Origin of the sequence: Enterobacter ludwigii (assembly GCF_001750725.1) — a bacterium.
Classification (GTDB): Bacteria; Pseudomonadota; Gammaproteobacteria; order Enterobacterales; family Enterobacteriaceae; genus Enterobacter; species Enterobacter ludwigii.
Genome location: NZ_CP017279.1, coordinates 1977907 through 2002383 on the forward strand (window position 1 = coordinate 1977907; position 24477 = coordinate 2002383).

At 55.3% G+C, this 24477-nt stretch carries 23 protein-coding genes; 9 read left to right on the forward strand and 14 right to left on the reverse strand.

Annotation, left to right across the window (positions count from 1 at the left end; genetic code table 11):
* Positions 1–18: 18 nt before the first annotated feature.
* A complete protein-coding gene (locus tag BH714_RS09300; RefSeq protein WP_020883444.1) occupies positions 19–2121 on the reverse strand; it encodes a TonB-dependent siderophore receptor in 2103 nt (700 codons plus the stop codon).
* Positions 2122–2232: 111 nt separating this feature from the next.
* On the reverse strand, positions 2233–2487 hold the full coding sequence (locus BH714_RS09305; protein ID WP_010432765.1) for a GlsB/YeaQ/YmgE family stress response membrane protein: 255 nt from the start codon (positions 2485–2487) through the stop codon (positions 2233–2235).
* A 207-nt stretch (positions 2488–2694) separates the two neighbouring features.
* On the opposite strand from BH714_RS09305, the gene ycgR reads away from it, so the two are divergent.
* Positions 2695–3426: a flagellar brake protein YcgR gene (ycgR, locus tag BH714_RS09310; RefSeq protein WP_020883443.1), complete on the forward strand. Its 732-nt coding sequence runs from the start codon at positions 2695–2697 to the stop codon at positions 3424–3426.
* 37 nt (positions 3427–3463) lie between these two features.
* On the opposite strand, the gene emtA is transcribed toward ycgR, so the two are convergent.
* A complete protein-coding gene (emtA, locus tag BH714_RS09315; RefSeq protein WP_014170571.1) occupies positions 3464–4075 on the reverse strand; it encodes a membrane-bound lytic murein transglycosylase EmtA in 612 nt (203 codons plus the stop codon).
* Between the two features lie 107 nt (positions 4076–4182).
* On the opposite strand from emtA, the gene ldcA reads away from it, so the two are divergent.
* Both ldcA and BH714_RS09325 read left to right on the forward strand, forming a co-directional pair.
* Positions 4183–5097, forward strand: a complete 915-nt coding sequence (gene ldcA / locus BH714_RS09320; RefSeq protein ID WP_040017758.1) for a muramoyltetrapeptide carboxypeptidase — start codon at positions 4183–4185, stop codon at positions 5095–5097.
* 95 nt (positions 5098–5192) lie between these two features.
* Positions 5193–6926 carry a potassium/proton antiporter gene (locus BH714_RS09325; protein ID WP_040017759.1) on the forward strand — a complete coding sequence of 578 codons (1734 nt, stop codon included), beginning with the start codon at positions 5193–5195 and terminating at the stop codon, positions 6924–6926.
* 60 nt (positions 6927–6986) lie between these two features.
* On the opposite strand, the gene dadX is transcribed toward BH714_RS09325, so the two are convergent.
* Both dadX and BH714_RS09335 read right to left on the reverse strand, forming a co-directional pair.
* Positions 6987–8057, reverse strand: a complete 1071-nt coding sequence (gene dadX / locus BH714_RS09330) for a catabolic alanine racemase DadX (protein WP_040017760.1) — start codon at positions 8055–8057, stop codon at positions 6987–6989.
* 9 nt (positions 8058–8066) lie between these two features.
* Complete coding sequence (locus BH714_RS09335; RefSeq protein ID WP_020883441.1) at positions 8067–9365, reverse strand: D-amino acid dehydrogenase; 1299 nt, start codon at positions 9363–9365, stop codon at positions 8067–8069.
* A 321-nt stretch (positions 9366–9686) separates the two neighbouring features.
* Here BH714_RS09335 and BH714_RS09345 point away from each other — a divergent pair, with 321 nt between their 5' ends.
* On the forward strand, positions 9687–11219 hold the full coding sequence (locus BH714_RS09345; protein WP_020883440.1) for a SpoVR family protein: 1533 nt from the start codon (positions 9687–9689) through the stop codon (positions 11217–11219).
* 67 nt (positions 11220–11286) lie between these two features.
* Here BH714_RS09345 and fadR read toward each other — a convergent pair whose 3' ends face one another.
* Complete coding sequence (fadR, locus tag BH714_RS09350; protein ID WP_025203875.1) at positions 11287–12006, reverse strand: fatty acid metabolism transcriptional regulator FadR; 720 nt, start codon at positions 12004–12006, stop codon at positions 11287–11289.
* 201 nt (positions 12007–12207) lie between these two features.
* Between fadR and nhaB the strand changes: the two genes are divergently transcribed.
* Positions 12208–13746 (forward strand): sodium/proton antiporter NhaB, encoded by a 1539-nt coding sequence (gene nhaB, locus BH714_RS09355; RefSeq protein ID WP_040017761.1) that lies wholly within the window; start codon positions 12208–12210, stop codon positions 13744–13746.
* Positions 13747–13889: 143 nt separating this feature from the next.
* On the forward strand, positions 13890–14420 hold the full coding sequence (gene dsbB / locus BH714_RS09360) for a disulfide bond formation protein DsbB (protein ID WP_020883437.1): 531 nt from the start codon (positions 13890–13892) through the stop codon (positions 14418–14420).
* Between the two features lie 27 nt (positions 14421–14447).
* Here the strand turns inward: dsbB and BH714_RS09365 are convergent, their stop codons facing one another.
* From BH714_RS09365 to BH714_RS09375, 3 genes are all read right to left on the reverse strand, one after another.
* The gene (locus BH714_RS09365; RefSeq protein WP_020883436.1) at positions 14448–14891 is read right to left on the reverse strand and encodes a YcgN family cysteine cluster protein; all 444 of its coding nucleotides are present in this window, start codon (positions 14889–14891) and stop codon (positions 14448–14450) included.
* A gap of 93 nt (positions 14892–14984) precedes the next feature.
* Positions 14985–15644 carry a fumarylacetoacetate hydrolase family protein gene (locus tag BH714_RS09370; protein ID WP_020883435.1) on the reverse strand — a complete coding sequence of 220 codons (660 nt, stop codon included), beginning with the start codon at positions 15642–15644 and terminating at the stop codon, positions 14985–14987.
* Between the two features lie 47 nt (positions 15645–15691).
* Positions 15692–15967, reverse strand: coding sequence for a YcgL domain-containing protein (locus BH714_RS09375; protein ID WP_020883434.1), 276 nt, complete (start codon positions 15965–15967; stop codon positions 15692–15694).
* Positions 15968–16091: 124 nt separating this feature from the next.
* Here BH714_RS09375 and minC point away from each other — a divergent pair, with 124 nt between their 5' ends.
* Genes minC through minE form a run of 3 tightly spaced genes read left to right on the forward strand, consistent with a single transcriptional unit; the run spans position 16092 to position 17908 of the window.
* Positions 16092–16799 carry a septum site-determining protein MinC gene (gene minC / locus BH714_RS09380; protein ID WP_020883433.1) on the forward strand — a complete coding sequence of 236 codons (708 nt, stop codon included), beginning with the start codon at positions 16092–16094 and terminating at the stop codon, positions 16797–16799.
* A 23-nt stretch (positions 16800–16822) separates the two neighbouring features.
* Positions 16823–17635 carry a septum site-determining protein MinD gene (gene minD, locus BH714_RS09385; protein WP_014170584.1) on the forward strand — a complete coding sequence of 271 codons (813 nt, stop codon included), beginning with the start codon at positions 16823–16825 and terminating at the stop codon, positions 17633–17635.
* Between the two features lie 3 nt (positions 17636–17638).
* The gene (gene minE, locus BH714_RS09390) at positions 17639–17908 is read left to right on the forward strand and encodes a cell division topological specificity factor MinE (RefSeq protein ID WP_008500504.1); all 270 of its coding nucleotides are present in this window, start codon (positions 17639–17641) and stop codon (positions 17906–17908) included.
* A gap of 78 nt (positions 17909–17986) precedes the next feature.
* Here minE and rnd read toward each other — a convergent pair whose 3' ends face one another.
* The 5 genes from rnd to BH714_RS09415 form a co-directional block, all read right to left on the reverse strand.
* Complete coding sequence (gene rnd, locus BH714_RS09395) at positions 17987–19102, reverse strand: ribonuclease D (protein WP_123266851.1); 1116 nt, start codon at positions 19100–19102, stop codon at positions 17987–17989.
* 83 nt (positions 19103–19185) lie between these two features.
* Positions 19186–20871, reverse strand: a complete 1686-nt coding sequence (gene fadD, locus BH714_RS09400) for a long-chain-fatty-acid--CoA ligase FadD (protein WP_040017762.1) — start codon at positions 20869–20871, stop codon at positions 19186–19188.
* Between the two features lie 202 nt (positions 20872–21073).
* Positions 21074–21655: a Slp family lipoprotein gene (locus BH714_RS09405; RefSeq protein WP_040017763.1), complete on the reverse strand. Its 582-nt coding sequence runs from the start codon at positions 21653–21655 to the stop codon at positions 21074–21076.
* Between the two features lie 37 nt (positions 21656–21692).
* A complete protein-coding gene (tsaB, locus tag BH714_RS09410) occupies positions 21693–22388 on the reverse strand; it encodes a tRNA (adenosine(37)-N6)-threonylcarbamoyltransferase complex dimerization subunit type 1 TsaB (RefSeq protein WP_014170589.1) in 696 nt (231 codons plus the stop codon).
* A 66-nt stretch (positions 22389–22454) separates the two neighbouring features.
* Positions 22455–24365, reverse strand: coding sequence for an ATP-dependent DNA helicase (locus BH714_RS09415; RefSeq protein WP_040017764.1), 1911 nt, complete (start codon positions 24363–24365; stop codon positions 22455–22457).
* Positions 24366–24477: the final 112 nt, after the last annotated feature.

Genomic DNA, 24477 nt, shown 5'->3' on the forward strand with positions numbered 1-24477 from the left:
ACGGGGTTTAACAGGGCATCAGAAGCTGTAGCTCGCGCCTAACTGATAGGTTCGGTCACGTCCAATCCAGCAGTTGGTCGCATCGTAACAGGTCAACGTCTCTTTATTGGTGATGTTCTGCGCGCTCGCTTTCAGGGTCAGCCCTTCAAGCGAAGGCAGAATTTCGCCCATCCGATAGGATGCCGCCAGATCGTACTGCGTGGTGCCACCGAGTTTACCCGCGTCGTTCGCCGGTGAAATCTCCATCGGCCCGGTGTAGCGCGCCCCGGCCCCCAGCATCAATCCTTTCAGTGGCGTATTCTCAAAGGTGTAATCCCCCCACAGGTTGAATGCATTTTCCGGCACCTGCGTAGGGCGTTTGCCCTGATACTTATCGTCCTGCGTATTGATGGCGTGAGTGTATGCGTAGTTGGCAATCAGGTTCAGATTGTCTGTCGGACGGCCAATCACAGACAACTCCGCCCCTTTAGACTCCACTTCGCCGGTCTGACGATAGTTCAGGAAGCCGGGATCGGAGGTGACGACATTCTTCTGGCGAATAGTAAACACTGAGGCGGTAAAGGTGGTGGCGTACTCTGCCAGCAGATATTTCACCCCGCCCTCCACCTGCTTGCTGGTGGTCGGCTTGACTTCTTTCGCCGTCAGGGTTCCCTGCGGCGAGACCGGGGCAAACCCTTCTGAATAGCTGATAAACGGAGAGAGACCGTTGTCGAAGGCGTAGAGCGCGCCCAGTCGTTTGGTAACGCGATCCTGCGATACCCACGCCTTGTCGCCGTTATGCAGATAATCGGTGGTGACGGAGCGATAATCATCATAGCGCAGGCTGCCCAACAGATTTAAGCCGCCAAACTCCACCTGATCCTGCAGGTAATACCCATTCTGCTGATAGCTCAGACGGTTTTTCTGCGCGGTATACAGCCCCAGCGCATCCTCATGGACCTGTGAATAGTCCGGATTGCGCATATCAATCCCCGGTGTTGTCGAGGCATAGCGGTAGTGGAAGTGGGAATTCAGCTTTTGGTAATCAAACCCGGCCAGCAGATGGTGTTTCCACTCACCCAGCGCAACGGTTTTGGTCACCTGATTATCAATGTTGAAGCTCCGGAGATCTTCATCCGTGGTGTAGGCAAAGCGGTTAAGCTGGTTGACTTCACTGCCCGGCCCGGTTGCATAAATACTGCGCTGGTGGGTATCGATGTCAAAATAGCGTGCCTTCTGGTTAAAGCCCCAGCCGCTGTCAAATTCATGTTCAAAGCTGTAACCCAGCATCCACTGGCGCTGTTTAAACCCGCTCCATTCGTCGCCGGCATAATCTCGCTTGCCCGCATATTTCGAACGCAGCCAGGCGAGCGGCAGCGGGTTAGACGGCGTCAGGCTTGGGGAGTTTTGCGCCAGCGCATCAAGGGTGAGACGCGTTTTGTTGTCCGGTTGCCAGGTGACAGACGGCGCAACCAGGTAGTTTTCATACCGGGAGGTGTGCGGCTGATCGTCACTCTCCGTCGCTTTCCCCAGCAGACGGTAGTTCCAGTCGCTATCGGCAATTTGCCCGGTCGAATCCAGATACCCCTCTTTCAGGTTACGGTTGCCGGTGTTAAAGCCCAGTTCGGTCCGGGCGGCTTGTTGCGGTTTTTTACTCTGAATATTCACCAGCCCGCCCGGCGAGGCACCGCCGTACAGTACCGATGAGGGACCTTTGAGGATATCAACGCTTTCAACCAACAGCGGATCGATGCGGGCTTTGGTATTGCCGGTAACGTTATAGGGCAACTGCAGCCCGTTGTAGAACTCCTGATCGACGGTAAATCCGCGAATTTTATATTCGCTCATGTAGGAGGTGTTTCCGCGCACCTCGGTCGACACACCCGGTGCATAGCGCAGGATCTCATTCACGGAGTTCGCGTGACGTTTATCGATTTCCTGTGCCGACAGGGTATTGATCACCTGCGGGGTTTTACTCTCGGCAACGGCTGATTTGGTTGCGCTGTTCGTCCAGTCGGGCAGTACGCTGCCCTGCTCTGAGCCCGTGACTACGATGGTTGATTCTTCGGCAAACGCCTGTACCTGCAATGCCAGCGTCACGGCTCCTGCCAACGCGCATAACGTGAAACGAGAGGGGTTCATAAAGTCGTCTTGTGATTAAATGTAATCAGGAACGACAATTATTATCATTTCGATTAGCAAATCAATATGCACGTAAAAAAACGGCCCTCCTTGAGAGCCGTTTTAGTGAAGTTATGCCCGTCGCAGTAACCTGAAAATGCCCAGCACCACAATGGCACCCACGACAGCCACCAGGAAACTGTGCAGGTCAAAACCGCTGATGCTGCCACCAAAGCCAAACATCGTCGCCAGCCAGCCGCCTACAACCGCCCCCACGACACCGAGCACACACGTCAGTATGAAGCCGCCGCCATCATTTCCCGGCATGATAAGTTTAGCGATAGCGCCAGCAATTAGACCAAAGATAATCCAGGCGATAATACCCATAGCGATGCCCTCTTGCAGGTTTAATGCATGCGCAGAAAACCTTCTGCGCAGGTAACTTAAGTATAGGTCATCCCTGGAAAACTAATTTCATCTCACCGACTTATCTTCTCTGCAATCTGAAAAAAAACTCATCGGTTTGTATTAAGTTTCATTGTGCAGTGCCGATAACGCAAAGACAGTCTGTCATCTATCAAGGAGCCATCCGGCGTGAGTAATTACAGTGAGCAGTTCCTCAAGCAAAATCCGCTGGCTGTATTAGGGGTATTGCGTGACCTGCAAAAAGGTGAAGTGCCGCTGCGCATCAGCTGGTCAAACAATCAGTTCATCAGCAAGATCCTCGACGTCTCGCAGGAGCGACTGGTTATCGATCTGGGCAGTCAGGAGTATGAAAACCGCGCCGCACTGAAAGCAGAGAAACTCGCGGTGATGGCAGAGACCCACGGTGCAAAAGTGGAATTTGTGCTCCCGCGCCTTGAGATGAGCGAATACCAGGGTCTTCCCGCGTTTGTCACACCGCTGCCTGCCAACCTGTGGTTTGTGCAGCGCCGGGAATATTTCCGCATCAGCGCCCCCCTTCACCCTGCCTATTTTTGTAAGGCTAAAATGCCGGACAAAAAAGAGCTCCGCTTCCGCCTCTTCGACCTATCGCTGGGCGGTATGGGCGCGCTGATGGATACGCCGAAACCTGACGGACTGGTCGAAGGCATGCGATTCTCGCAAATTGAACTGGATATGGCCGGCTGGGGACGGTTTTATTTTGATGCCCAGTTGATTGCCATCAGCGAGCGGAAGGTGGTGGACAGCAAAAACGAAACGATTACCACGCCACGTTTGAGTTTCCGCTTCCTGAACGTCGGACCCGGTTCAGAGCGCGAACTGCAGCGCATTATCTTTGCACTGGAGCGCGAAGCACGGGAACGTGCGAATAAAGTTCTGTGAGGAAAACGGGCAGCGTGACCGCCGCCCGCCTGCGGCATTACATGGCATCCATCGCTTTCTGTACTTTCCAGATGTAACGCGGAGCCTGTGGTGCCGGATGATTTTTCGCCACATGTTCAACGAATTCATCTTTGTCCATGCCGTTAATCTCTTCTATCGCCTCTTTACGGTCAGAGGAGAAGGTTCGCAACAGCGCCCCGGCCCCGTTGACGTAAGAGACCACCAGCGCGTATTGCATCACTTCCGGGTCGTCGATGCCCTTCAGTACGCCATGCTCCAGAATGCTGAGATAGGCTGTCCCCATGGAGATATTACGCTCCGGGTTCTTCAGCTCGCTGGTCGACGGCTGACCGCTCCAGCCCATGTAGCGGTAGACCTCTTTACCTGCGGTAGACGCTTTGAGCTGCATCAGCCCCACTGCGTTTGATTTGCTGACAAGCGTGGGATTACCGCCGGATTCAACGGCAATGATCGCGGTGATAAGACGCGGACTGACGCCCCATGCCTTCCCGGCTTGCTCGCTGATCGGCATCCACTGCATGGCCCGTTTCACCGGCACTTCCGGGTTCCAGGGCGGATTTTGATAGTCATGTCTGGAACTACAGCCCGCAAGCAACACAATCAAAAAAGCAAACCATCTCAATTTCACGTCATCTATCCTTATAGCCGGTCATCGCAGTGCGCCACCCCTTGAAGCGGGCAGCGTATAAGCGGCATGATATAGACAATTAGTTTCTCATTCAGCAAGGAATTGCCATGTCTCAGTTTCATCTTATCGCACCGTCGGGCTACTGCATCAATCAGGACGCGGCACAACGGGGCGTTCAGCGTTTACTGGGCTTCGGCCACCAGGTAGAAAATCAGACGATTATCCCTCGCCGCCAGCAGCGTTTTGCCGGAACTGAGGCCCAGAGACTGAATGATATCAACAGCCTGGTGAACCTGAAGGGTGAGGATCGGATCGTGCTTGCGGTGCGGGGGGGCTACGGCGCGAGCCGGTTACTGGAGAGCATTGACTGGCAAGGTCTGGCACAGCGTCAACAGAAGGACCCGCTGCTGATATGCGGCCACAGCGACTTCACGGTCATCCAGCTTGGGCTGCTGGCGCTGCATAACGTCATTACCTTCAGCGGCCCGATGCTGGCCGGAAATTTTGGTGCGCCGGCGCTCGATGCGTTTACCCTTGAGCATTTCTGGCGCGCCCTGCAAAACCCCACCTACAGCATAACGTGGCAAGGCCAGGGGCCGTACTGGGCCTGTGAAGGCCAACTCTGGGGCGGTAACCTGGCAATGCTGGTCTCGCTCATCGGTACGCCGTGGCTGCCGGACATCGAAGACGGCATTCTGGTGCTGGAAGATATTAACGAACATCCGTTCCGCGTCGAGCGCATGTTATTGCAGCTTTATCATGCCGGGATCCTTGAACGTCAGTCAGCAATCGTGCTGGGCAGTTTTAGCGGTGCGGCACCCAATGATTACGACGCCGGTTACTCCCTTGAAACGATGGTTGATTTCATCCGTTCCCGTCTCGATATCCCGGTTATCACCGGTCTGGATTTTGGCCATGAGCAACAAACCGTAACCCTTGCGCTGGGGGCACATGCGTCCCTGATACATGATGATTCAGGCAGTCGGTTAACAATAAGCGGTCATCCGGTCATAAAGGCATAAAAAGCCGTTAAACCCCTTAATAAAACGCTGTTGCCGTGGTTAATATGTTAGGGTTTTAGTAACAGCGTTAACATTGAGGTGGGAGTAAGACAACATTGGATGCCGCAGCGATAATCAGCCTTTTCATTCTGGGTTCTGTGCTTGTAACCTGTAGTATATTATTAAGTTCATTTTCATCGCGTCTCGGCATACCTATTCTCGTTATTTTCCTTGCTATCGGCATGCTGGCTGGCATCGATGGCATCGGCGGTATTCCTTTCGATAACTACCCTTTCGCCTACATGGTGAGTAACCTCGCGCTGGCAGTGATCCTGCTGGACGGCGGGATGCGCACTCAGGCGAGCTCGTTCCGCGTCGCCTTAGGGCCGGCGCTGTCGCTGGCGACCGTAGGCGTATTAATCACATCCGGCCTGACCGGGATGATGGCCGCCTGGCTGTTCCATCTCAATATCATGGAAGGCTTGCTGATTGGCGCTATTGTCGGTTCAACCGATGCGGCGGCGGTCTTTTCCCTGCTTGGCGGTAAAGGGCTTAACGAACGTGTTGGCTCCACGCTTGAGATTGAATCCGGCAGTAACGATCCCATGGCGGTGTTTCTCACCATCACGCTGATTGAGATGATCCAGCAGCACGAAAGCGGGCTGAGCTGGATGTTTGCCTGGCATATCCTGCAGCAGTTTGGTCTGGGGATTATTCTTGGCCTCGGCGGCGGCTATCTGCTGCAGCAGATGATCAACCGGATTTCACTTCCCGCCGGGCTTTACCCTCTGCTGGCGCTGAGCGGCGGCATTCTGATTTTTGCCGTCACCACCGCGCTGGATGGCAGCGGCATTCTTGCCGTCTACCTCTGCGGCTTCCTGATGGGTAACCGCCCTATTCGCAACCGTCACGCCATTTTGCAGAACTTCGACGGACTGGCCTGGCTGGCGCAGATTGGCATGTTCCTGGTGCTTGGCCTGCTGGTTACCCCTTCAGACCTGCTGCCTATCGCCGTGCCGGCGCTGATGCTGTCGGCGTGGATGATCTTCTTCGCCCGTCCACTGTCGGTGTTTGCAGGCCTGCTGCCGTTTCGCGGCTTTAACCTGCGCGAGCGTATCTTTATCAGTTGGGTGGGTTTGCGCGGCGCGGTGCCGATTATCCTTGCCGTGTTCCCGATGATGGCGGGCCTGGATAACGCCCGACTGTTCTTCAACGTCGCATTCTTCGTTGTTTTGATTTCACTCCTGTTCCAGGGCACGTCACTCGGCTGGGCGGCGAAAAAGGCAAAAGTGGTGATCCCCCCCGTTGGCTGGCCCGTCTCCCGCGTCGGGCTGGATATTCATCCGGAAAACCCGTGGGAACAGTTTGTGTATCAGCTTAGCGAAGACAAATGGTGCGTGGGCGCGTCGCTACGCGATCTGCATATGCCCGCCGAAACGCGGATTGCCGCGTTGTTCCGCGACAATGTTCTGCTTCACCCTACCGGCAGCACCCGTCTGCGTGAAGGGGATATTTTGTGCGTGATTGGCCGCGAGCGCGACCTGCCCGCGCTGGGTAAATTGTTCAGCCAGTCGCCACCGGTGGCGCTGGATCAGCGTTTCTTCGGCGATTTTATTCTGGAAGCGAACGCCAAATTTGCAGATGTTGCCTTGATTTACGGTCTGGATGAAGGGCTGGAGTATCGCGATAAGCAGCAAACGCTGGGGGAAATTATCCAGCAACTGCTTGGCGCAGCACCCGTTGTCGGTGACCAGGTCGAGTTTGCCGGGATGATCTGGACGGTGGCCGAGAAAGAAGATAACGCGGTACGCAAAGTCGGCGTAAGGCCGATGGAAGAAGAGTCAGAGTAGTTTAGGTTTCGTGTCTTACTGGCCGGGGAAGGCGTTATCGCCCCCCGGCACATCGCATAGTTACACCGTCACAACCGGTACGCGCGGCGCCAGAGCGCACATCAGCTCATAGCCAACGGTCCCTGCAGCGGCGGCCACATCGTCAATTTTAATTTCATTTCCCCACAGCTCAACCGGTGAACCAATCCCCGCCTGCGGGCACGGTGTGAGGTCTACCGCCAGCATATCCATTGAGACCGTCCCCACGGTACCCGTGCGAACGCCATCCACCCACACCGGCGTGCCGGTCGGAGCGATGCGCGGGTAGCCGTCGGCATAGCCTCCCGCCACAATGCCAATTCGCTGTTCGCCTGTCGCCCGGTAACGGCTACCGTAGCCCACCGTGGAACCGGCCTTCAGCGTTTGTACGCCGATGATTTCGCTGCGCAGGGTCATCACCGGTTTCAGGCCGCTGTTGGCAATATCCTGCCACTGCCCTGACGGTGACGCGCCGTACAGAATGATCCCCGGGCGTACCCAGCTGTAGTGCGCCTCCGGGTGCCACAGCGTGGCCGCCGAGTTAGAGAGCGAGCGCGAACACGCCAGACCTTCAGCCGCCTGCTCAATCCGCACCATCGCCTCGGCGATGCCATCGGGTTTTTCCGCGTCGGCAAAGTGCGCCATCAGCGTCATTTCGCCCACATTCCTGATGCCGCGCAGCTGTTGCCATACCGTATGTACCCGCTCGGGCTGGAAGCCCAGGCGGTTCATGCCGCTGTTCACCTTGAGATAAATGTCGAGCGGGGCATGCAGTCTGGCGTCCTGCAGGGCTTTAACCTGCCAGTTGCTGTGAATGCTGGTGGTCAGCCGGTACTTATCCAGCAACGGCAGATCGTCGGCATGGAAGAACCCTTCCAGCAATAAGATAGGGCCTTTCCAGCCGCGCTCGCGCAGCAAAATGGCCTCTTCCAGATTCAGTAACGCAAAACCGTCGGTCGCGCTGAGCGCGCTCCAGATGCGGTCAATACCGTGGCCGTAGGCGTTCGCTTTCACCACCGACCAGACGCGTGAACCTGGCGCAGCACGGCGAACAATCTGCAGGTTATCCTTCAGGGCCTGCAAGTCCAGCTGAGCCAGAACAGGACGGGACATGACAACTCCTTAGTTATGCGCGCCGTGCAGGTGCTGTGGACGCGAGGGGGTGAACCCAGATTGATAGCGCGCGGCACTTAAATCGTCAAACGGAATTGCCGGGGTGCGCCCGGAAATCAAGTCGCTCAACAACTGACCTGAGCCACAGGCCATTGTCCAGCCGAGGGTGCCGTGTCCGGTATTCGTCCACAGGTTTTTGAACGGGGTGCGGCCCACAATCGGCGTGCCGTCTGGCGTCATTGGACGCAGACCGGTCCAGAACGTGGCCTGCTCGACAAAACCGCCGCGTGGGAAGAGATCGCCCACGACCATCTCCAGCGTTTCACGACGCGGCTGCAGCAGCTCGGTGTTGAAGCCGACAATCTCCGCCATGCCGCCTACGCGGATACGGTTGTCGAAACGAGTAATGGCGATTTTATAGGTTTCATCCAGAATGGTGGAGACGGGTGCACCGCTGTCCTCTTTCACCGGGATGGTCAGGGAGTACCCCTTCAGCGGATAGACCGGAATGTCCAGAATGCCCTTCAGCATGGCGGTGGAGTAAGAGCCAAAGGCCATGACGTAGGCATCCGCTTTGATCACCTCTTCGCCGCATTTCACGCCGTAAATATTACCGCCTTCCGACAGCAATTTATCGACGGGCGTGTTAAAGCGGAATGTTACCCCTGCCTGCTCGCACATCTGCGCCAGACGCTGGGTAAAGAGCTGACAGTCGCCGGTTTCATCGTTGGGTAAACGCAGGCCGCCCGTCAGTTTGTGGGACACCTCCGCCAGCGCCGGTTCAACCTGTCCCAACTGACTGGCCTCGAGGAGTTGGTACGGAACACCGGCATCTTCCAGCACGGCGATATCGCGGGTGGCGTTTTCGTACTGTTGCGCCGTGCGGAACAGCTGCAACGTACCGCCCTGACGGCCTTCGTACTCAATGCCGGTGGTGGCGCGCAAGGTTTTCAGGCAGTCACGGCTGTATTCCGCCAGACGCACCATACGCCCTTTGTTTTCCATGTAATGGCGGGTGTCGCAGTTGCGCAGCATCTGCCACATCCACTTAAGCTGGAACTGCGTGCCGTCGAGGCTAATGGCCAGCGGTGCATGGCGCTGGAACATCCATTTAATCGCCTTCAGTGGCACGCCGGGAGCCGCCCACGGTGCCGCATAGCCCGGAGAGATTTGCCCGGCATTCGCCGCACTGGTTTCCAGCGCAGGGCCTGGCTCACGATCGATAACGGTTACGTCATGCCCCGCCTGACTTAAATACCAGGCGCTGGTTACGCCAACCACACCACTTCCCAGTATGACAACACGCATAGCCACTCCATAATGTGCAAAAGAACAATCTTCTAATTACAGATTGATAACCTAGTTGAAAATATTATTCAACATACGACTTTTTTATGGTGACTTATCTCACATCTTCCCCTACTGGCGGGGAAAGGACTTATTTGGGATCTCCTGCTGCGCGTTATTTTTAACCAGCATAAAACTCTGCGTGAACCGCTTTTTTTACCGTATTGAAAACGGGAAATCGTAAAGAAAAAATTTCTGCTCCAGCACGCTTTTTAACACGTTGATCTATGCTTGAAAGGAGGCTCTCCAGACAGAGAGAGCACCCACAACGAGGGCGCGCTAATGGCTACTATTGATTCCCTGAACAAGGACAACACACGTCTCAGCGATGGACCCGACTGGACCTTTGAGTTGCTGGATGTCTACCTCGCTGAAATCGACCGGGTAGCAAAACTCTATCGCCTGGATACTTATCCTCACCAGATTGAAGTCATAACCTCCGAACAGATGATGGATGCCTATTCCAGCGTCGGGATGCCGATCAATTATCCGCACTGGTCGTTTGGTAAAAAATTTATTGAAACGGAACGGCTGTATAAACACGGCCAGCAGGGGCTGGCGTATGAAATCGTCATCAACTCCAACCCGTGTATCGCTTACCTGATGGAAGAGAACACCATTACCATGCAGGCGCTGGTGATGGCGCATGCCTGCTACGGGCACAACTCTTTCTTCAAGAATAACTATCTTTTCCGCAGCTGGACGGACGCCAGCTCGATCGTCGATTACCTGATCTTCGCCCGTAAATACATTACCGACTGCGAAGAGCGCTACGGCGTCGATGAAGTAGAGAAACTGCTCGACTCCTGCCATGCGCTGATGAACTACGGCGTAGACCGCTACAAACGGCCGCAGAAAATTTCCCTGCAGGAGGAGAAAGCCCGGCAGAAAAGCCGCGAAGAGTATCTGCAAAGCCAGGTGAATATGCTGTGGCGCACCTTGCCTAAGCGTGAAGAAGAGAAAGCTGTCGCTGAGGCGCGCCGCTACCCGTCTGAACCACAGGAAAACCTGCTCTACTTTATGGAGAAGAACGCGCCGCTGCTGGAGTCATGGCAGCGTGAGATCCTGCGCATTGTGCGTAAGGTCAGCCAGTACTTCTATCCGCAAAAACAGACGCAGGTGATGAACGAAGGCTGGGCGACATTCTGGCATTACACCATCCTCAACCATCTGTATGACGAGGGGAAAGTCACCGAACGGTTTATGATGGAATTCCTCCACAGCCATACCAACGTGGTGTTCCAGCCGCCTTACAACAGCCCGTGGTACAGCGGCATCAACCCGTATGCCCTCGGCTTTGCGATGTTCCAGGATATCAAACGTATCTGTCAGTCGCCAACGGAAGAGGACAAATACTGGTTCCCGGATATTGCCGGTTCGGACTGGCTGGAAACGCTGCATTTTGCGATGCGCGATTTCAAGGATGAGAGCTTTATTAGCCAGTTTATGTCGCCGAAGATCATGCGCGATTTCCGCTTCTTCACCGTGCTGGATGATGACCGTAACAACTTCCTGGAAATTTCAGCGATTCATAACGAAGAGGGATACCGGGAGATCCGCTCTCGCCTCTCTTCCCAGTACAATCTGAGTAATCTTGAACCCAATATTCAGGTATGGAACGTGGATCTCCGCGGTGACCGCTCTCTGACGCTGCGCTACATCCCGCACAACCGTGCCCCGCTGGATAAAGGGCGCAAAGAGGTGCTGAAGCATGTGCATCGCCTGTGGGGCTTTGACGTGCTGCTGGAGCAGCAGAATGAAGACGGTAGCGTGGAGCTGCTGGAGCGCTGCCCGACGCGGATGAATACGCTGTAGTGCCTGCCTGAACCGAAACGCCCGCGTCAGGGCGAAAAAAAACCTCTCAGCTGAGAGGTTTTTTCTTTTAGCGGGTCTGGATGGCCAGGTCACCCGGCAGCGTTTTTTGCATCCGGTGCCAGATTTCACCGGAGTCGCGGCCGTAGCGGCGCACGGTTTCATACACCTGATCGTGCTGACCGGTGGAACAGAGCTCGCTCAGCTTGTGGTAAAAGCCCAGCGCCAGACTGCGGGCTTCCGGATTGGCAAAGTAGTGACGACCGATACGGGTATAGAGCCCTTTCATGCCGTTAAGGATGAGGCCGTAAATCGGGTTACCGGAGGCAAACGCCAGGCCGCGGAAGATGTTGTAATCAAGGGTGGCAAACGCATCCGCATGGTCTTCCACCTGGTTGGCACTGGCCAGAACCTGGAGCGCATCTTCCGGGTGCTGACGGAAAGCCGTACGAATAAAGATGGTGGCGATATTGGTACGCACGGAGAGCAGATTATCAATCAGCTGCGGCACGCTTTCATGATCGAGGCGCGCCAGCGTTTCAAGAATATTCAGCCCGGAGGTTTCCCAGAAATTGTTTACTTTTGTTGGCTTGCCATGCTGAATCGTCAACCACCCATCACGCGCCAGTCGCTGGAGCACTTCCCGAAGCGTGGTGCGAGTGACGCCAATCAGTTCAGAGAGTTCGCGTTCAGCCGGAAGAATGGACCCTGCAGGGAAACGATTATTCCAGATGCTTTCAATGATGTACTCTTCCGCGAAACCCGCCGGGCTCTGCGCCTTAATGACCATAGTGAGATTTCCATTACACAGCTTTAGCAAATTGCACTCATCATACCAGAGGCTCGCAGAGGCAGATAGCGCAGCAGTGAGAGAAAAGAGGGATCGCCGTTTCATTTTTATGAAATTTACATTGCAGCCGAATCCCCCTCCAGGCCGTGATTTTTGCGTATACTGATGTTTTGTTTTACTTCACGGGGAAGAACGTCTGTCGTGGAAATTTCTTTTGGGCGCGCGTTATGGCGCAATTTTTTAGGCCAGTCTCCCGACTGGTACAAGCTGATACTTCTGGTGTTCCTGGTTGTTAATCCTCTCATCTTTATTGTGCACCCGTTTATTGCCGGGTGGCTGCTGGTCGCGGAGTTTATCTTCACCCTGGCCATGGCGCTGAAGTGCTATCCCCTGCTGCCTGGCGGTTTGCTGGCCATTGAAGCGGTTGTCATTGGGATGACCAGCGCCGAGCATGTAAAAGCTGAACTGGCCTCAAACCTTGAAGTGCTTCTGCTGCTGATGTTTATGGTGGCCGGCATCTACTTTATGAAACAGCTGCTGCTGTTTATTTTTACCCGCCTGCTGCTGAGCATTCCTTCAAAAACGCTTTTGTCGCTGGCTTTCTGCGTGGCTGCGGCATTTCTTTCAGCCTTCCTGGATGCGCTGACGGTGGTCGCCGTGGTGATAAGCGTCGCGGTCGGGTTTTATGGTATTTATCACCGGGTGGCCTCTTCACGTCCCGGCGATGACCTGCTTGATGACAGCCAGGTCGATAATGACCACCGCGAGGTGCTGGAACAGTTCCGCGCCTTCCTGCGCAGCCTGATGATGCATGCCGGCGTCGGGACCGCCCTGGGCGGCGTGATGACGATGGTGGGTGAACCGCAAAACCTGATTATTGCTAAAGCTGCGGGCTGGCATTTCGGTGATTTCTTCCTGCGAATGGCACCGGTGAGCATACCGGTTCTGGTGTGCGGTCTGGCGACCTGTGTAGTCGTGGAGAAATTCAGCCTCTTTGGCTATGGTGCGCATATTCCGGCGCCCGTGCGTCAGGAGCTGCAGAAATTCAACCAGCAAAGCCGTAGCCAGCGGACGCGTCAGGAGACGCTGCGTCTTATTGCACAGGGCGTCATTGGCGTCTGGCTTATCGCCGCGCTGGCGTTTCATCTTGCCGAAGTCGGTTTAATTGGCCTGTCGGTGATTATTCTCGCCACCAGTTTTACCGGCGTGACGGATGAGCATGCGATTGGCAAAGCCTTTACGGAAGCCCTGCCCTTTACCGCCCTGCTGGCCGTCTTTTTTGCGGTCGTCGCGGTGATCATCGACCAGAAGCTTTTCGCGCCGATCATTACCTTTGTCTTGCAGGCGGCACCGGATGCTCAGCTTTCGCTGTTTTATCTGTTTAACGGGCTGCTGTCGTCTATCTCGGATAACGTGTTTGTTGGCACGGTCTACATCAACGAGGCCAAAACAGCCATGGAGCAAGGCGTCATCAGCGCCGGACAGTTCGAACTGCTGGCGGTGGCAATTAACACCGGGACCAACCTGCCGTCGGTGGCGACGCCCAACGGTCAGGCAGCGTTTCTGTTCCTGCTGACCTCTGCGCTGGCTCCACTCATACGTCTTTCTTATGGGCGAATGGTCTGGATGGCGCTTCCCTATACGCTGGTGCTCACGCTTGTAGGATTGCTTTGCGTCAAAATTACCCTTATTCCCTGTACGCAATGGTTGATACAAGCGGGTATACTTGCCGCGCAGTAAACCTGATATATCGGGCAGCTTGCTGCCCGTTTACCTTTTCGCACGATAAACATCCAATTACGTTTTATTTCGTCAGGTACAGGTGGCGCGAAAAACGAATTCGTTTACACTGCGCTTTCTAAGCATGTTCCAGGGAAATGATTATGTTGAGATTTTTAAACCAGTGCTCTCGCGGTCGCGGAGCGTGGTTGTTAATGGCCCTGACCGCCTTTGCGCTGGAAATGGTCGCGCTGTGGTTCCAGCATGTGATGGGACTTCAGCCTTGCGTACTCTGTATTTACGAACGCTGTGCATTGTTCGGCATTATGGGTGCGGGTCTGGTGGGTGCGATTGCCCCTAAATCGCCGTTACGCTATGCCGCAATTGCCATCTGGCTGTACAGCGCCTGGAAAGGTATTGAGCTCTCCTGGCAGCACACCATGATGCAACTGCATCCGTCACCTTTTATGACCTGTGATTTCGCCGCCCGCTTCCCGAGCTGGCTGCCGCTTGATAAGTGGCTGCCGCAGGTGTTTGTTGCTTCCGGTGACTGCTCTGTGCGCCAGTGGGAATTCCTGAGCCTTGAGATGCCGCAGTGGCTGGTGGGGATTTTTGTGGCCTACTTCATTGTGGCGCTGCTGGTGCTCATCGCACAGCCGTTCAAACCCAAGAAACGCGACCTGTTTGGCAGGTAAAAAAAACCCGCCTCGGCGGGTTTTTTCTTATCCACGGTTGGGATGATTCATGATGTGATCTTCCCAGTCCTGTACCTCTGACTCTTTCACCGCAATATGACGCACAGAGATGCGTTCACCGTGCATCGCCGCTTTGGAGCCCGTCAGCAGCGGGTGCCATTTTGGCAGGTCTTTGCCTTCCGCCAGCAGACGATAGGCGCAGGTATGCGGCAGCCATTCGAAGGTGGGCAGGTTCTCACGAGTTAGCTTGATGCAATCCGGCTCATACTCGAAGCGACGCTCATAGTTGCGACACTGGCAGGTTTTGATGTTCAGCTGCTTGCAGGCAACGTTGGTGAAATAGATTTCGTCCGAATCTTCATCCATCAATTTATGCAGGCAGCACTGCCCGCAACCGTCACACAACGATTCCCACTCCACGTCTGTCATTTGGTCGAGAGTTTTGCTTTGCCAGAAAGGAATGTTGTTCATCAGGATGTCCACACGTCAAAAGAGAGCGCACCTTATAACGAGTCTGGCACGTTGTTGCAAGTTTTGCCGCCCTCTTCAGGCGGCAAGATGCTTTTACAGCACGCGAGTTTTCAGTGACAGGCCGTTAAAACTGACGTCCAGTTCGTCACCGGCCTGCAGCGGGCCGACACCTTCTGGCGTACCGGTGAGGATCACATCGCCCGGTTTCAGGGTAAAGAAGCGGCTCATGTAGGCAATCAGTGGCACAATTTTATGGATCATATCTGCCGTGGTGCCCTGCTGGCGGATCTCGCCGTTAACCTTCAGGCTGAGCGGGGTGTTCTGCGGATCGTCGGTAAATTCACTTACCGGAATAAAACCGGAGATCGGACAAGCGTTATCAAACCCTTTGGCCTTTTCCCACGGCTGCCCCGCTTTCTTCATTTTGCCCTGAACATCACGCAGGGTCAGGTCGAGCGCGACACCGTATCCGGCAATCGCCTTTTGCACATGCTCTTCGGAGGCCTGACGCAGCGTCGCGCCAATCAGCACGGCCAGTTCCACTTCATGATGCACCGACCCCAACCCCTGCGGCAGCGCCAGCGGCTGGCGAATGTCGCACAGCGCGGTTTCGGGTTTGATGAACAGGACCGGCTCGTCTGGCGTCGCGCTGCCCATCTCCTGAATATGTTTGGCATAGTTACTGCCTACGCAGACCACTTTGCTGACGGGATAATCCAGTAATGCACCTTGCCAGTTATGATGTTGATACATGTACGACCCCTAAACGGTTGATGTGTTAACCCCGAAAACAGCCGGGACTATTTTTTCCCGTTCACCTCAAGATGCTGTTTTAATAAATTCTCGGGTGGTGGCGGGAGCTGTAAATAATAGCCTTGCTCCGCTAATGCGGTTTTCACTTTTTCCAGATCGGCGTTGACCAGTTTCTTACGGCCATCCAGCGGCAGCAGCATCGCCAGCTGAGGTCGGCCAAAGTTCTTCATTAATTCTTCAGGTACGCGCGAAAAATCGTCTTTCTTTTCGACATAAAGATAGGTCTGGTCACGACTTGTACTTCTGTAGATCACACAAAACATGTTTTTACTCTGAATTAATGGGTGGTTGCTTGCCTCAATATACTCCTGACTATAACATGCCTGATACTCTTCGGAATATCGCAACGGCGGTGTTGCGGTTAATAGCAAATTGAGTAAGGCCAGGATGTCAAACACGCCAATCGAGCTTAAAGGCAGTAGCTTCACCTTATCAGTGGTACATTTGCATGATGCAAAACCCGAGGTTATTCGTCAGGCGTTAGAAGACAAAATTGCGCAGGCTCCCGCTTTTCTGAAACATGCCCCCGTCGTCGTGAATGTCAGTGGTCTGGATGCACCGGTTAACTGGAAACTTCTCCAGCAAGCCGTGGCCGCGACCGGGCTGCGTATCGTCGGTATCAGCGGCTGCAAAGATGCTGAGCTGAAAGCAGAAATTGACCGGGCAGGTCTGCCCATTCTGACCGAAGGCAAAGAAAAAGCCGCGCGTCCTGCCCCTGCGGCAGTCCAAACGCCCCCTCCTCCGGTGCAAAACGTTACACCTGTCACAAAAACGCGATTGATTGATGTGCCGGTTCGTTCCGGTCAGCGCATTTATGCACCAAACTGTGATCTGATTGTTACAAGCCACGTCAGCGCTGGCGCAGAGCTGATTGCAGATGGCAATATTCACGTATACGGTATGATGCGTGGGCGTGCGCTCGCGGGTGCAAGTGGTGACAGGGATGCGCAAATATTTTGTACTCATCTGACGGCGGAACTGGTGTCCATCGCAGGTGAATATTGGCTGAGCGACAAGATCCCAGCCGAATTTTATGGCAAAGCGGCTCGTCTGCGACTGGCAGACGACGCGTTGACCGTTCAACCGTTGAATTGATCCCTTTTTAACAAGGAATTTCTATGGCACGCATTATTGTTGTTACTTCGGGTAAAGGAGGCGTTGGCAAGACCACCTCCAGCGCGGCCATCGCTACTGGTTTGGCCCAGAAGGGAAAGAAAACCGTCGTTATCGATTTCGATATCGGTCTGCGTAACCTCGACCTGATCATGGGATGTGAGCGTCGCGTGGTCTATGACTTCGTGAACGTCATTCAGGGCGACGCCACACTGAACCAGGCGCTGATTAAAGACAAGCGCACCGAAAACCTCTACATCCTTCCGGCTTCTCAGACGCGTGATAAAGACGCCCTGACCCGCGAAGGCGTGGAAAAGGTGCTCGACGAGCTGAAAAAAATGGAGTTCGACTTCGTTGTCTGTGACTCCCCTGCCGGCATCGAAACGGGCGCCCTGATGGCACTCTACTTCGCTGATGAAGCCATCATCACCACCAACCCTGAAGTCTCATCCGTGCGTGACTCGGACCGTATTCTGGGGATCCTCGCCTCCAAATCGCGTCGTGCGGAAAATGGCGAAGAACCCATTAAAGAGCACCTGCTGCTGACCCGCTATAACCCGGGTCGCGTGAACAAAGGTGACATGCTTAGCATGGAAGACGTGCTGGAGATCCTGCGCATCAAACTGGTCGGCGTGATCCCGGAAGATCAATCCGTATTGCGCGCCTCTAACCAGGGCGAGCCAGTGATCCTGGATACAATGGCAGATGCAGGTAAAGCGTACGCGGATACCGTTGACCGTCTGCTGGGAGAAGAACGTCCTTTCCGCTTCATTGAAGAAGAGAAGAAAGGTTTCCTCAAACGCCTGTTCGGAGGATAAGTTATGGCATTACTGGACTTTTTTCTCTCGCGGAAAAAGAACACCGCCAACATCGCAAAAGAACGACTGCAAATCATCGTTGCGGAGCGTCGTCGTAGTGACGCCGAGCCACACTACCTGCCGCAGCTGCGTAAGGACATCCTGGAAGTGATCTGTAAGTATGTGCAGATTGACCCGGAGATGGTCACGGTGCAGCTGGAGCAAAAAGACGGGGATATTTCGATTCTGGAGCTGAACGTTACGCTCCCGGAAGCCGAAGAGTCACGTCCGTAGTTCGGGATTGTGTATCCCCGGTAAGCGTATGCCGCCGGGGAAATGTGCCGGGCATGTCAGCATGACCCGGCATTTTCATTATCGCGGATAACCTTCCAGCACCGTATTCAGGCGATCGGCCATCAATTCCCCGCGCCAGCCCGCCATCATTTCCGGCAAACCATTCTGAGGTTTCAGCTTCCAGTGCCAGTTCAGCAGCTGGTTAATCTGACGGCGTGACGCCAGCAGTTCCGCGCCCAGTTTGCTTTGCGTCGCGACGTCCTGCACCAGCGCTTTGATATCCTTGAACGCCTTGCGATAGCCCGGCATATCCATCAGATTCAGCAGTGGCTCCGGCAGTGCTTCGTCCGGCATTTCCTGCGCTTTTGCCACCAGCGCAAGCAGGGTTTTACCGTGGAAACGGATCTCGCTGCCGGAAAGCCCGATGCTGTCCAGTTCGCCCATGCTGCCCGGCATATACCGCGCGACCGCCCAGAGGTGTTCTTCGCGTACCACAAAGTTAACGGCCAGATCGCGCTCGCGTGCTTTACGCAAACGCCAGTCCGCTAACAGCTGCAGACACGCCAGCTGACGCGTACGCAGCTGCCAGGCGTTACTGATATCGCGCCAGGCCTCTTTCGGATCAACCACTTCCTGACGACGCTGCTGCGTCATTCGGCACTCATCCAGCGCGGCGGGCAACCAGCCTGACGCTTCCGCCTCTTTCATCAGTTGGCCGGCAATCGGCAGGAGGTAAAACACGTCTGCCGCCGCGTATTCCAGTTGACGCTCGGTTAATGGGCGTGCCAGCCAGTCGGTGCGGGATTCGCTTTTATCCAGCGTCAGGCCCGTATACTCCTCAACCATGGCGGCAAAGCCCCATGAGAGCGGTCGATTACTGAAGGCCGCGAGGATCTGCGTATCAATCAACGGTTGTGGCATGACGCCAAAAGTATTCAGAAAGACTTCCAGATCTTCACTGCCTGCGTGCAGGTATTTCGTTACCGCAGTATCGAGCAGCAGGTCACGCATCGGCGTCCAGTCGGTAATGCCGAGCGGGTCGATCAGCGACACGTGTTTACCGTCGTACATCTGAATCAACCCCAGCTGCGGATAGTAGGTCCGGGTGCGGACAAACTCGGTATCCAGGGCAATGGCAGGAAAGTCGCGCGTCACTTCGCACAGCGAAGCCAGCTCGTCGTTGGTCGTGATCATCTGGTAATTCAAAACGGATTCTCTTTTGTTTGCGCCCATAAAAAACGCCGGCTTAACCGGCGTCTGGGCGATTAGCGTGAAGCTCAGGCCTTATTGTCTACTTTGCCACGGGCTTCGTCACGTAATTCTCGTCGTAATATCTTTCCGACATTCGATTTCGGCAGTTCCTCGCGAAACTCAACCAGCTTCGGCACCTTGTAGCCGGTCAGCTGACGACGACAGAAGGTGATCAGCGCCTCCTCTGTAAGAGAAGGATCTTTTTTGACCACAAAAATCTTCACCGCCTCGCCGCTGCTCCCGGAAGGGACGCCTACGGCAGCCACTTCGAGCACGCCGCTGTGCTGCATCACCACATCTTCGATTTCATTCGGGTAGACGTTGAAACCGGAAACCAGGATCATGTCTTTCTTACGATCGACAATACGCAGGAAGCCCTCTTCATCCATCACGGCGATATCACCGGTGTGCAGCCAGCCGTCTTTGATAATTTCATCGGTCGCATCGGGACGTTGCCAGTAGCCCAGCATCACCTGCGGCCCTTTGACACAGAGTTCGCCCGGTTCACCTGGCGCCACGTCGTTATCGTCATCATCAACCAGTTTGGCTTCGGTCGACGGAACCGGCAGGCCAATGCTTCCGCTGTGATAGTCGATATCATGCGGATTCACACTGACCAGCGGGGCGCATTCCGTCAGGCCATAGCCTTCCAGCAAATACTGACCCGTCAGTTTCATCCAGCGTTCGGCAACGGCCTGTTGAACCGGCATACCGCCACCCGCAGAGAGGTGCAGCGTGGAGAAATCGAGCTTCTGGAACTCTTTGTTGTTGAGCAGCGCGTTAAACAGCGTATTCACCCCAGTCATGGCGGTGAACGGATATTTCGCCAGCTCTTTCACCAGCCCCGGAATATCGCGCGGGTTTGTGATCAATACGTTTTGACCACCCAGCTCAATAAACAGCAGACAGTTCATGGTCAGCGCGAAGATGTGATAAAGCGGAAGCGCGGTGATCACCAGCTCTTTTCCGTGGTGCAGCAACGGTCCGTAGGTGGCATTCACCTGTTCAAGGTTTGCCAGCATGTTACGGTGGGTCAGCATGGCGCCTTTAGCCACACCCGTTGTGCCGCCGGTGTACTGCAGAAACGCGAGGTCTTCTGATACCACTTCCGGTTTAACGTATTGCATGCGGTAGCCCGTCTGCAGCGCACTGCGGAAGGAGATCGCGTCCGGCAGGTGGTATTTCGGCACCAGACGTTTGATGTATTTGACGACAAAGTTAACCAGTGTCCCTTTGGCGGTTGAGAGTTGATCCCCCATACGCGTCAGGATGACGTGTTTGACCTGGGTTTTGTCGACCACTTTTTCCAGCGTGTGGGCAAAGTTAGAGACAATCACAATGGCGGCGGCACCGCTGTCGTTTAGCTGATGCTCCAGCTCCCGCGGCGTATACAGCGGGTTAACGTTGACAACAATCATCCCGGCACGCAGGACACCGAACAGCGCCACCGGGTATTGCAGCAGGTTCGGCATCATCAGCGCGACGCGGTCCCCTTTTTGCAGCCCCAGCCCTTCCTGCAGATAGGCGGCGAACGCCCGACTACGCTCCTCAAGTTTACGGAACGTCATGACCTCGCCCATATTCACAAAAGCAGGCTGGTCTGCGTAACGCCTCACCGAGTGTTCAAACAATTCAACCAGGGATTGATAACGGTCAGGATTGATCTCGGCAGGAACATCTGCGGGATAACGGTTAAGCCAAACCTTCTTCAATGCATCACCTCTGAAATGAGTGTTCGTCGTCATCACAACCCCGATAATAAACAGTTTGTTAACATTATATTAACTCAGCGTACCAGTTTATTAATTGTTCAGATTTAAGGTTGCGAAGCGCGTCACTCTTTTTTTTCGTTTTATTCGTAAAAAACAGAGACAGCGGCTGAGCCGCTGTCTCTTTTCTAACAATTACAGGGAGTTACTCAGTAACGATTGTCTGAACCTGTGCAGGCCCCGGGTTATACCAGCCCCAGCCCGGGTAGCCATACCGATAAGGATGTGGACCCCACATCCACGGATCCATCGGCTGAGGTGGCATGATGACCTGCTGTGTCAGCCGCCAGCGCTTATACCCGTTGACCTGCATGGTCATAAATTTATACGGCGTGTTGCCGACTTTGCCCTCTACCGAACCGGTAATCGGGCCGACGACGGTGACCAGCTGTCCGCGAAAATCGACCGGGTCGAGAAAACCGCCAACGTCGGCATAAATACGCCCACGGGAAGGTTCGCCAAGGATGGGCCGCGCACCGCTATCCAGCGGAACGGTGGCAATCTCCAGACGGGTTTTCCCCTGCTGGTTTTGCACCTCGATAACCTTGCCGCCAAAGCGCGCTTCCTGACCGACGTAAAGCTCAGGCGCATTCATCACACGAACCAGATCCTGCTGTGGCGTGGGGCTGCTGCCCTTAATCGCATCAGGAACGGAAACGCATCCGCTCAGTGCTATGGCCACTGCGCCTACCATAAAAAGGCGTACAACGTTAGTCTGAACCGCCATGATGCGACTCCTTTTTCTCAGTTCCTGTTACTGAGATTCATTCCCGGCCCGGAAGTTTCTTCCACGCGACGGTGTTTCGCAAATAAACCGGCTCCGCATGTTCAACGGCCACGGTTTTGCCCGCCTCAAGCAGTTGACAGGCGATGGGAAGCATATCCTCTGCGGCGGGCAGAAGCATGTTGCCGTCTGTCAGCGTGATCCCGGTGCCGTTAGCCATCTCTGGCCATGCCGGCCAGCCGGTGCCTACTGTCGCCCACTCGCCGGACAGCTGTTTCAGCCGCTCGGTCACCGCTTCCGGCTTGAGGACAGCCTCGGTCTCTTCACCGTGCCAGATGCCGTTTTCATCGCGGGTGTATTCTGCCCAGTAAACTTCTCCCATTCGGGCGTCAATGGCCGCCAGAACGCGCGTTGCACCGGTCATGCGCCATGCGCCCTGCGCCATGGTTGCCAGCGTGGAAACACCGATCATCGGCAGTTCTGCGCCCAGCGCCAGCCCCTGCGCAATGCCAATTCCAATGCGTACGCCCGTAAAGCTGCCGGGGCCACGGCCAAAGGCCAGTGCGTCGAGGTCGGTTAAGGTGGTGTTGCCCCGGGTTAAAATCTCTTTAACCAGAGGCAGAATGCGTTGGGTGTGTTCTCGTGGGCACTCTTCGAAATGAGCAGAGATAGCACCGTCGTTCAACAGAGCCACAGAACAGGCCTCTGTCGCGGTATCAATAGCCAGAATTCGCATCAGTCGTCGCGCTCTCGCAATGGTCAGTCACAAAATGGCGCGCATCTTAGCATACTCACGGGCAAATTACTCCGCCGTTGGGTTTGCCAGGAAGCGAACCGCGCGTTTAATGTCCCGCGTGCGCGGCGCGGGCGGCAAGCTGGCAAGGAAGGTCGCACCGTAAGGGCGCATCACCAGCCGGTTATCGCATATGACCAGCACGCCGCGGTCGTCTGTGTCGCGAATCAGACGTCCTACCCCTTGTTTAAGGGTGATCACCGCGTCCGGTAGCTGGACCTCATCAAAAGGATCGCCGCCGCGCAAACGGCAGTCTTCCATACGTGCCTTCAGCAGCGGATCGTCCGGTGAGGTAAACGGCAGTTTATCGATGATCACCAGTGACAGGGTATCTCCCCGCACGTCCACCCCTTCCCAGAAGCTGCTGGTGGCTACCAGCAGGGCGTTACCGGCACTGACAAACTGCTGTAACAGTTGCCCTTTGCTGGTCTCGCCCTGAAGCAGAACTGGCAAAGTCATGGTGGCGCGGAACTGCTCCGCCAGATCGCGCATCATCGCGTGGGAGGTGCAGAGCATAAAACAGCGGCCGTTGTTGGCCTCGATCATCGGCCTGAGCATTGCCGCCAGCAGGCGCGCCGCGCCGGGCTGGTTAGGCAGAGGCAGATTACGCGGAACGCAGAGCAACGCCTGTTTTTCATAATCAAACGGGCTGGGCAGCAGCAGCGACTCCGCCTGCTCAATCCCCAGACGCCCGGTAAAGTGGTGTAGATCGTCATTCACCGAAAGGGTTGCCGACGTGAAGATCCAGCTTCCCGGTTTTTGCGCCATCACCTCTTTGAATTTATCCGCCACCGTCAGCGGCGTCAGGGCCAGTGTGAAATGGCGGGAGGTGCATTCATACCAGTAGCTGAACCCCGGCTGGTTTATCTCTTTCAGCCGTTTGAGGCGTGCCCGATAGAGCGTGGCGCGCTCGAAGGCGGCATCCAGCAGTGCGGAACGGCCGAGCGATAGTTTCGCCACGTCGTAACAAAGCTCAAGGGCATCATCGAGCAGCAACAGCGCGCGCTGGATATTTTTGTCTGCCAGCAGCTCACGCAGATTACCGCGATAGCCCGGCTCACCCAGTTGCAGGCGAAAATCCTGCGCACTTTGCGCCAGGCGGTCAGCACACTTCTGCAGCTGTTGGGTATCTTTTAACTCGGTGCGGTAGGCAATGGTGAAATCTTTCGCTAAGTCCTGCAGCTGGCGGCTGGAGAGCGACTGGCCAAAATACTGGCTGGCGATGTCAGGAAGCTGGTGGGCTTCATCGAAGATCATCACGTCCGCTTCCGGGATCAGTTCGCCAAAGCCGCTATCTTTAACCACCATATCGGCAAGGAAGAGATGGTGGTTGACCACCACGACATCCGCATCCATGGCGGTTTTACGCGCTTTCACCACAAAACAATCTTTATACAGCGGGCAGTCGCTCCCCAGGCAGTTGTCGTTGGTACTGGTGACCAGCGGCCAGGCGGGAGAGTCTTCCGGCACGCTCGCGCAGGTGCTGATATCCCCCTCCTCCGTCTGATTGGCCCAGGCGCGAAGAATAATGACATCGCTGAGCGTCTGCACCGGCAGATCGCCGCCTGCCAGCGCCTGCTGCTCAAGCCGTTCCAGGCAGAGGTAGTTGGAGCGGCCTTTCAGCAACGCCAGGCGGCCTTTATACTTCAGGGCGTTGGCAACCGTGGGCAGATCGCGGCTGTAAAGCTGGTCCTGCAGCGCTTTAGACCCGGTGGAGATGATCACTTTCTTTTTAGCCCGCAGCGCTGGCGCCAGGTAGGCATAGGTTTTGCCCGTGCCGGTACCGGCTTCCACCACCAGCGGCTGCGCGGTGTCGATTGCGCGGGCCACGGCATGCGCCATCTGCCGCTGGGGTTCACGCGGTTTAAAACCGGGAATCGCCTGTGCTAACTGACCTTCTGGGGAAAAATCGTCTGCCACGTTGCTCTCTCACTGTATTTTTGCACAGGGATTATGTCAGCCCATCCTCTCCAGTGCCACCCCAAATAGTGACGAGGGGAACACAATATGGCAGTCTTGCCGACTGACATGA

Coding starts and splice junctions, on each gene's coding strand:
- BH714_RS09300 (WP_020883444.1), bottom strand. CDS start 2,121: ATGAACCCCTCTCGTTTCACGTTATGCGCGTTGGCAGGAGCCGTGACG.
- BH714_RS09305 (WP_010432765.1), bottom strand. CDS start 2,487: ATGGGTATTATCGCCTGGATTATCTTTGGTCTAATTGCTGGCGCTATC.
- ldcA (WP_040017758.1), top strand. CDS start 4,183: ATGTCTCAGTTTCATCTTATCGCACCGTCGGGCTACTGCATCAATCAG.
- dadX (WP_040017760.1), bottom strand. CDS start 8,057: ATGTCCCGTCCTGTTCTGGCTCAGCTGGACTTGCAGGCCCTGAAGGAT.
- BH714_RS09335 (WP_020883441.1), bottom strand. CDS start 9,365: ATGCGTGTTGTCATACTGGGAAGTGGTGTGGTTGGCGTAACCAGCGCC.
- BH714_RS09345 (WP_020883440.1), top strand. CDS start 9,687: ATGGCTACTATTGATTCCCTGAACAAGGACAACACACGTCTCAGCGAT.
- fadR (WP_025203875.1), bottom strand. CDS start 12,006: ATGGTCATTAAGGCGCAGAGCCCGGCGGGTTTCGCGGAAGAGTACATC.
- dsbB (WP_020883437.1), top strand. CDS start 13,890: ATGTTGAGATTTTTAAACCAGTGCTCTCGCGGTCGCGGAGCGTGGTTG.
- BH714_RS09365 (WP_020883436.1), bottom strand. CDS start 14,891: ATGAACAACATTCCTTTCTGGCAAAGCAAAACTCTCGACCAAATGACA.
- BH714_RS09370 (WP_020883435.1), bottom strand. CDS start 15,644: ATGTATCAACATCATAACTGGCAAGGTGCATTACTGGATTATCCCGTC.
- BH714_RS09375 (WP_020883434.1), bottom strand. CDS start 15,967: ATGTTTTGTGTGATCTACAGAAGTACAAGTCGTGACCAGACCTATCTT.
- minC (WP_020883433.1), top strand. CDS start 16,092: ATGTCAAACACGCCAATCGAGCTTAAAGGCAGTAGCTTCACCTTATCA.
- minD (WP_014170584.1), top strand. CDS start 16,823: ATGGCACGCATTATTGTTGTTACTTCGGGTAAAGGAGGCGTTGGCAAG.
- minE (WP_008500504.1), top strand. CDS start 17,639: ATGGCATTACTGGACTTTTTTCTCTCGCGGAAAAAGAACACCGCCAAC.
- rnd (WP_123266851.1), bottom strand. CDS start 19,102: ATGATCACGACCAACGACGAGCTGGCTTCGCTGTGCGAAGTGACGCGC.
- BH714_RS09405 (WP_040017763.1), bottom strand. CDS start 21,655: ATGGCGGTTCAGACTAACGTTGTACGCCTTTTTATGGTAGGCGCAGTG.
- tsaB (WP_014170589.1), bottom strand. CDS start 22,388: ATGCGAATTCTGGCTATTGATACCGCGACAGAGGCCTGTTCTGTGGCT.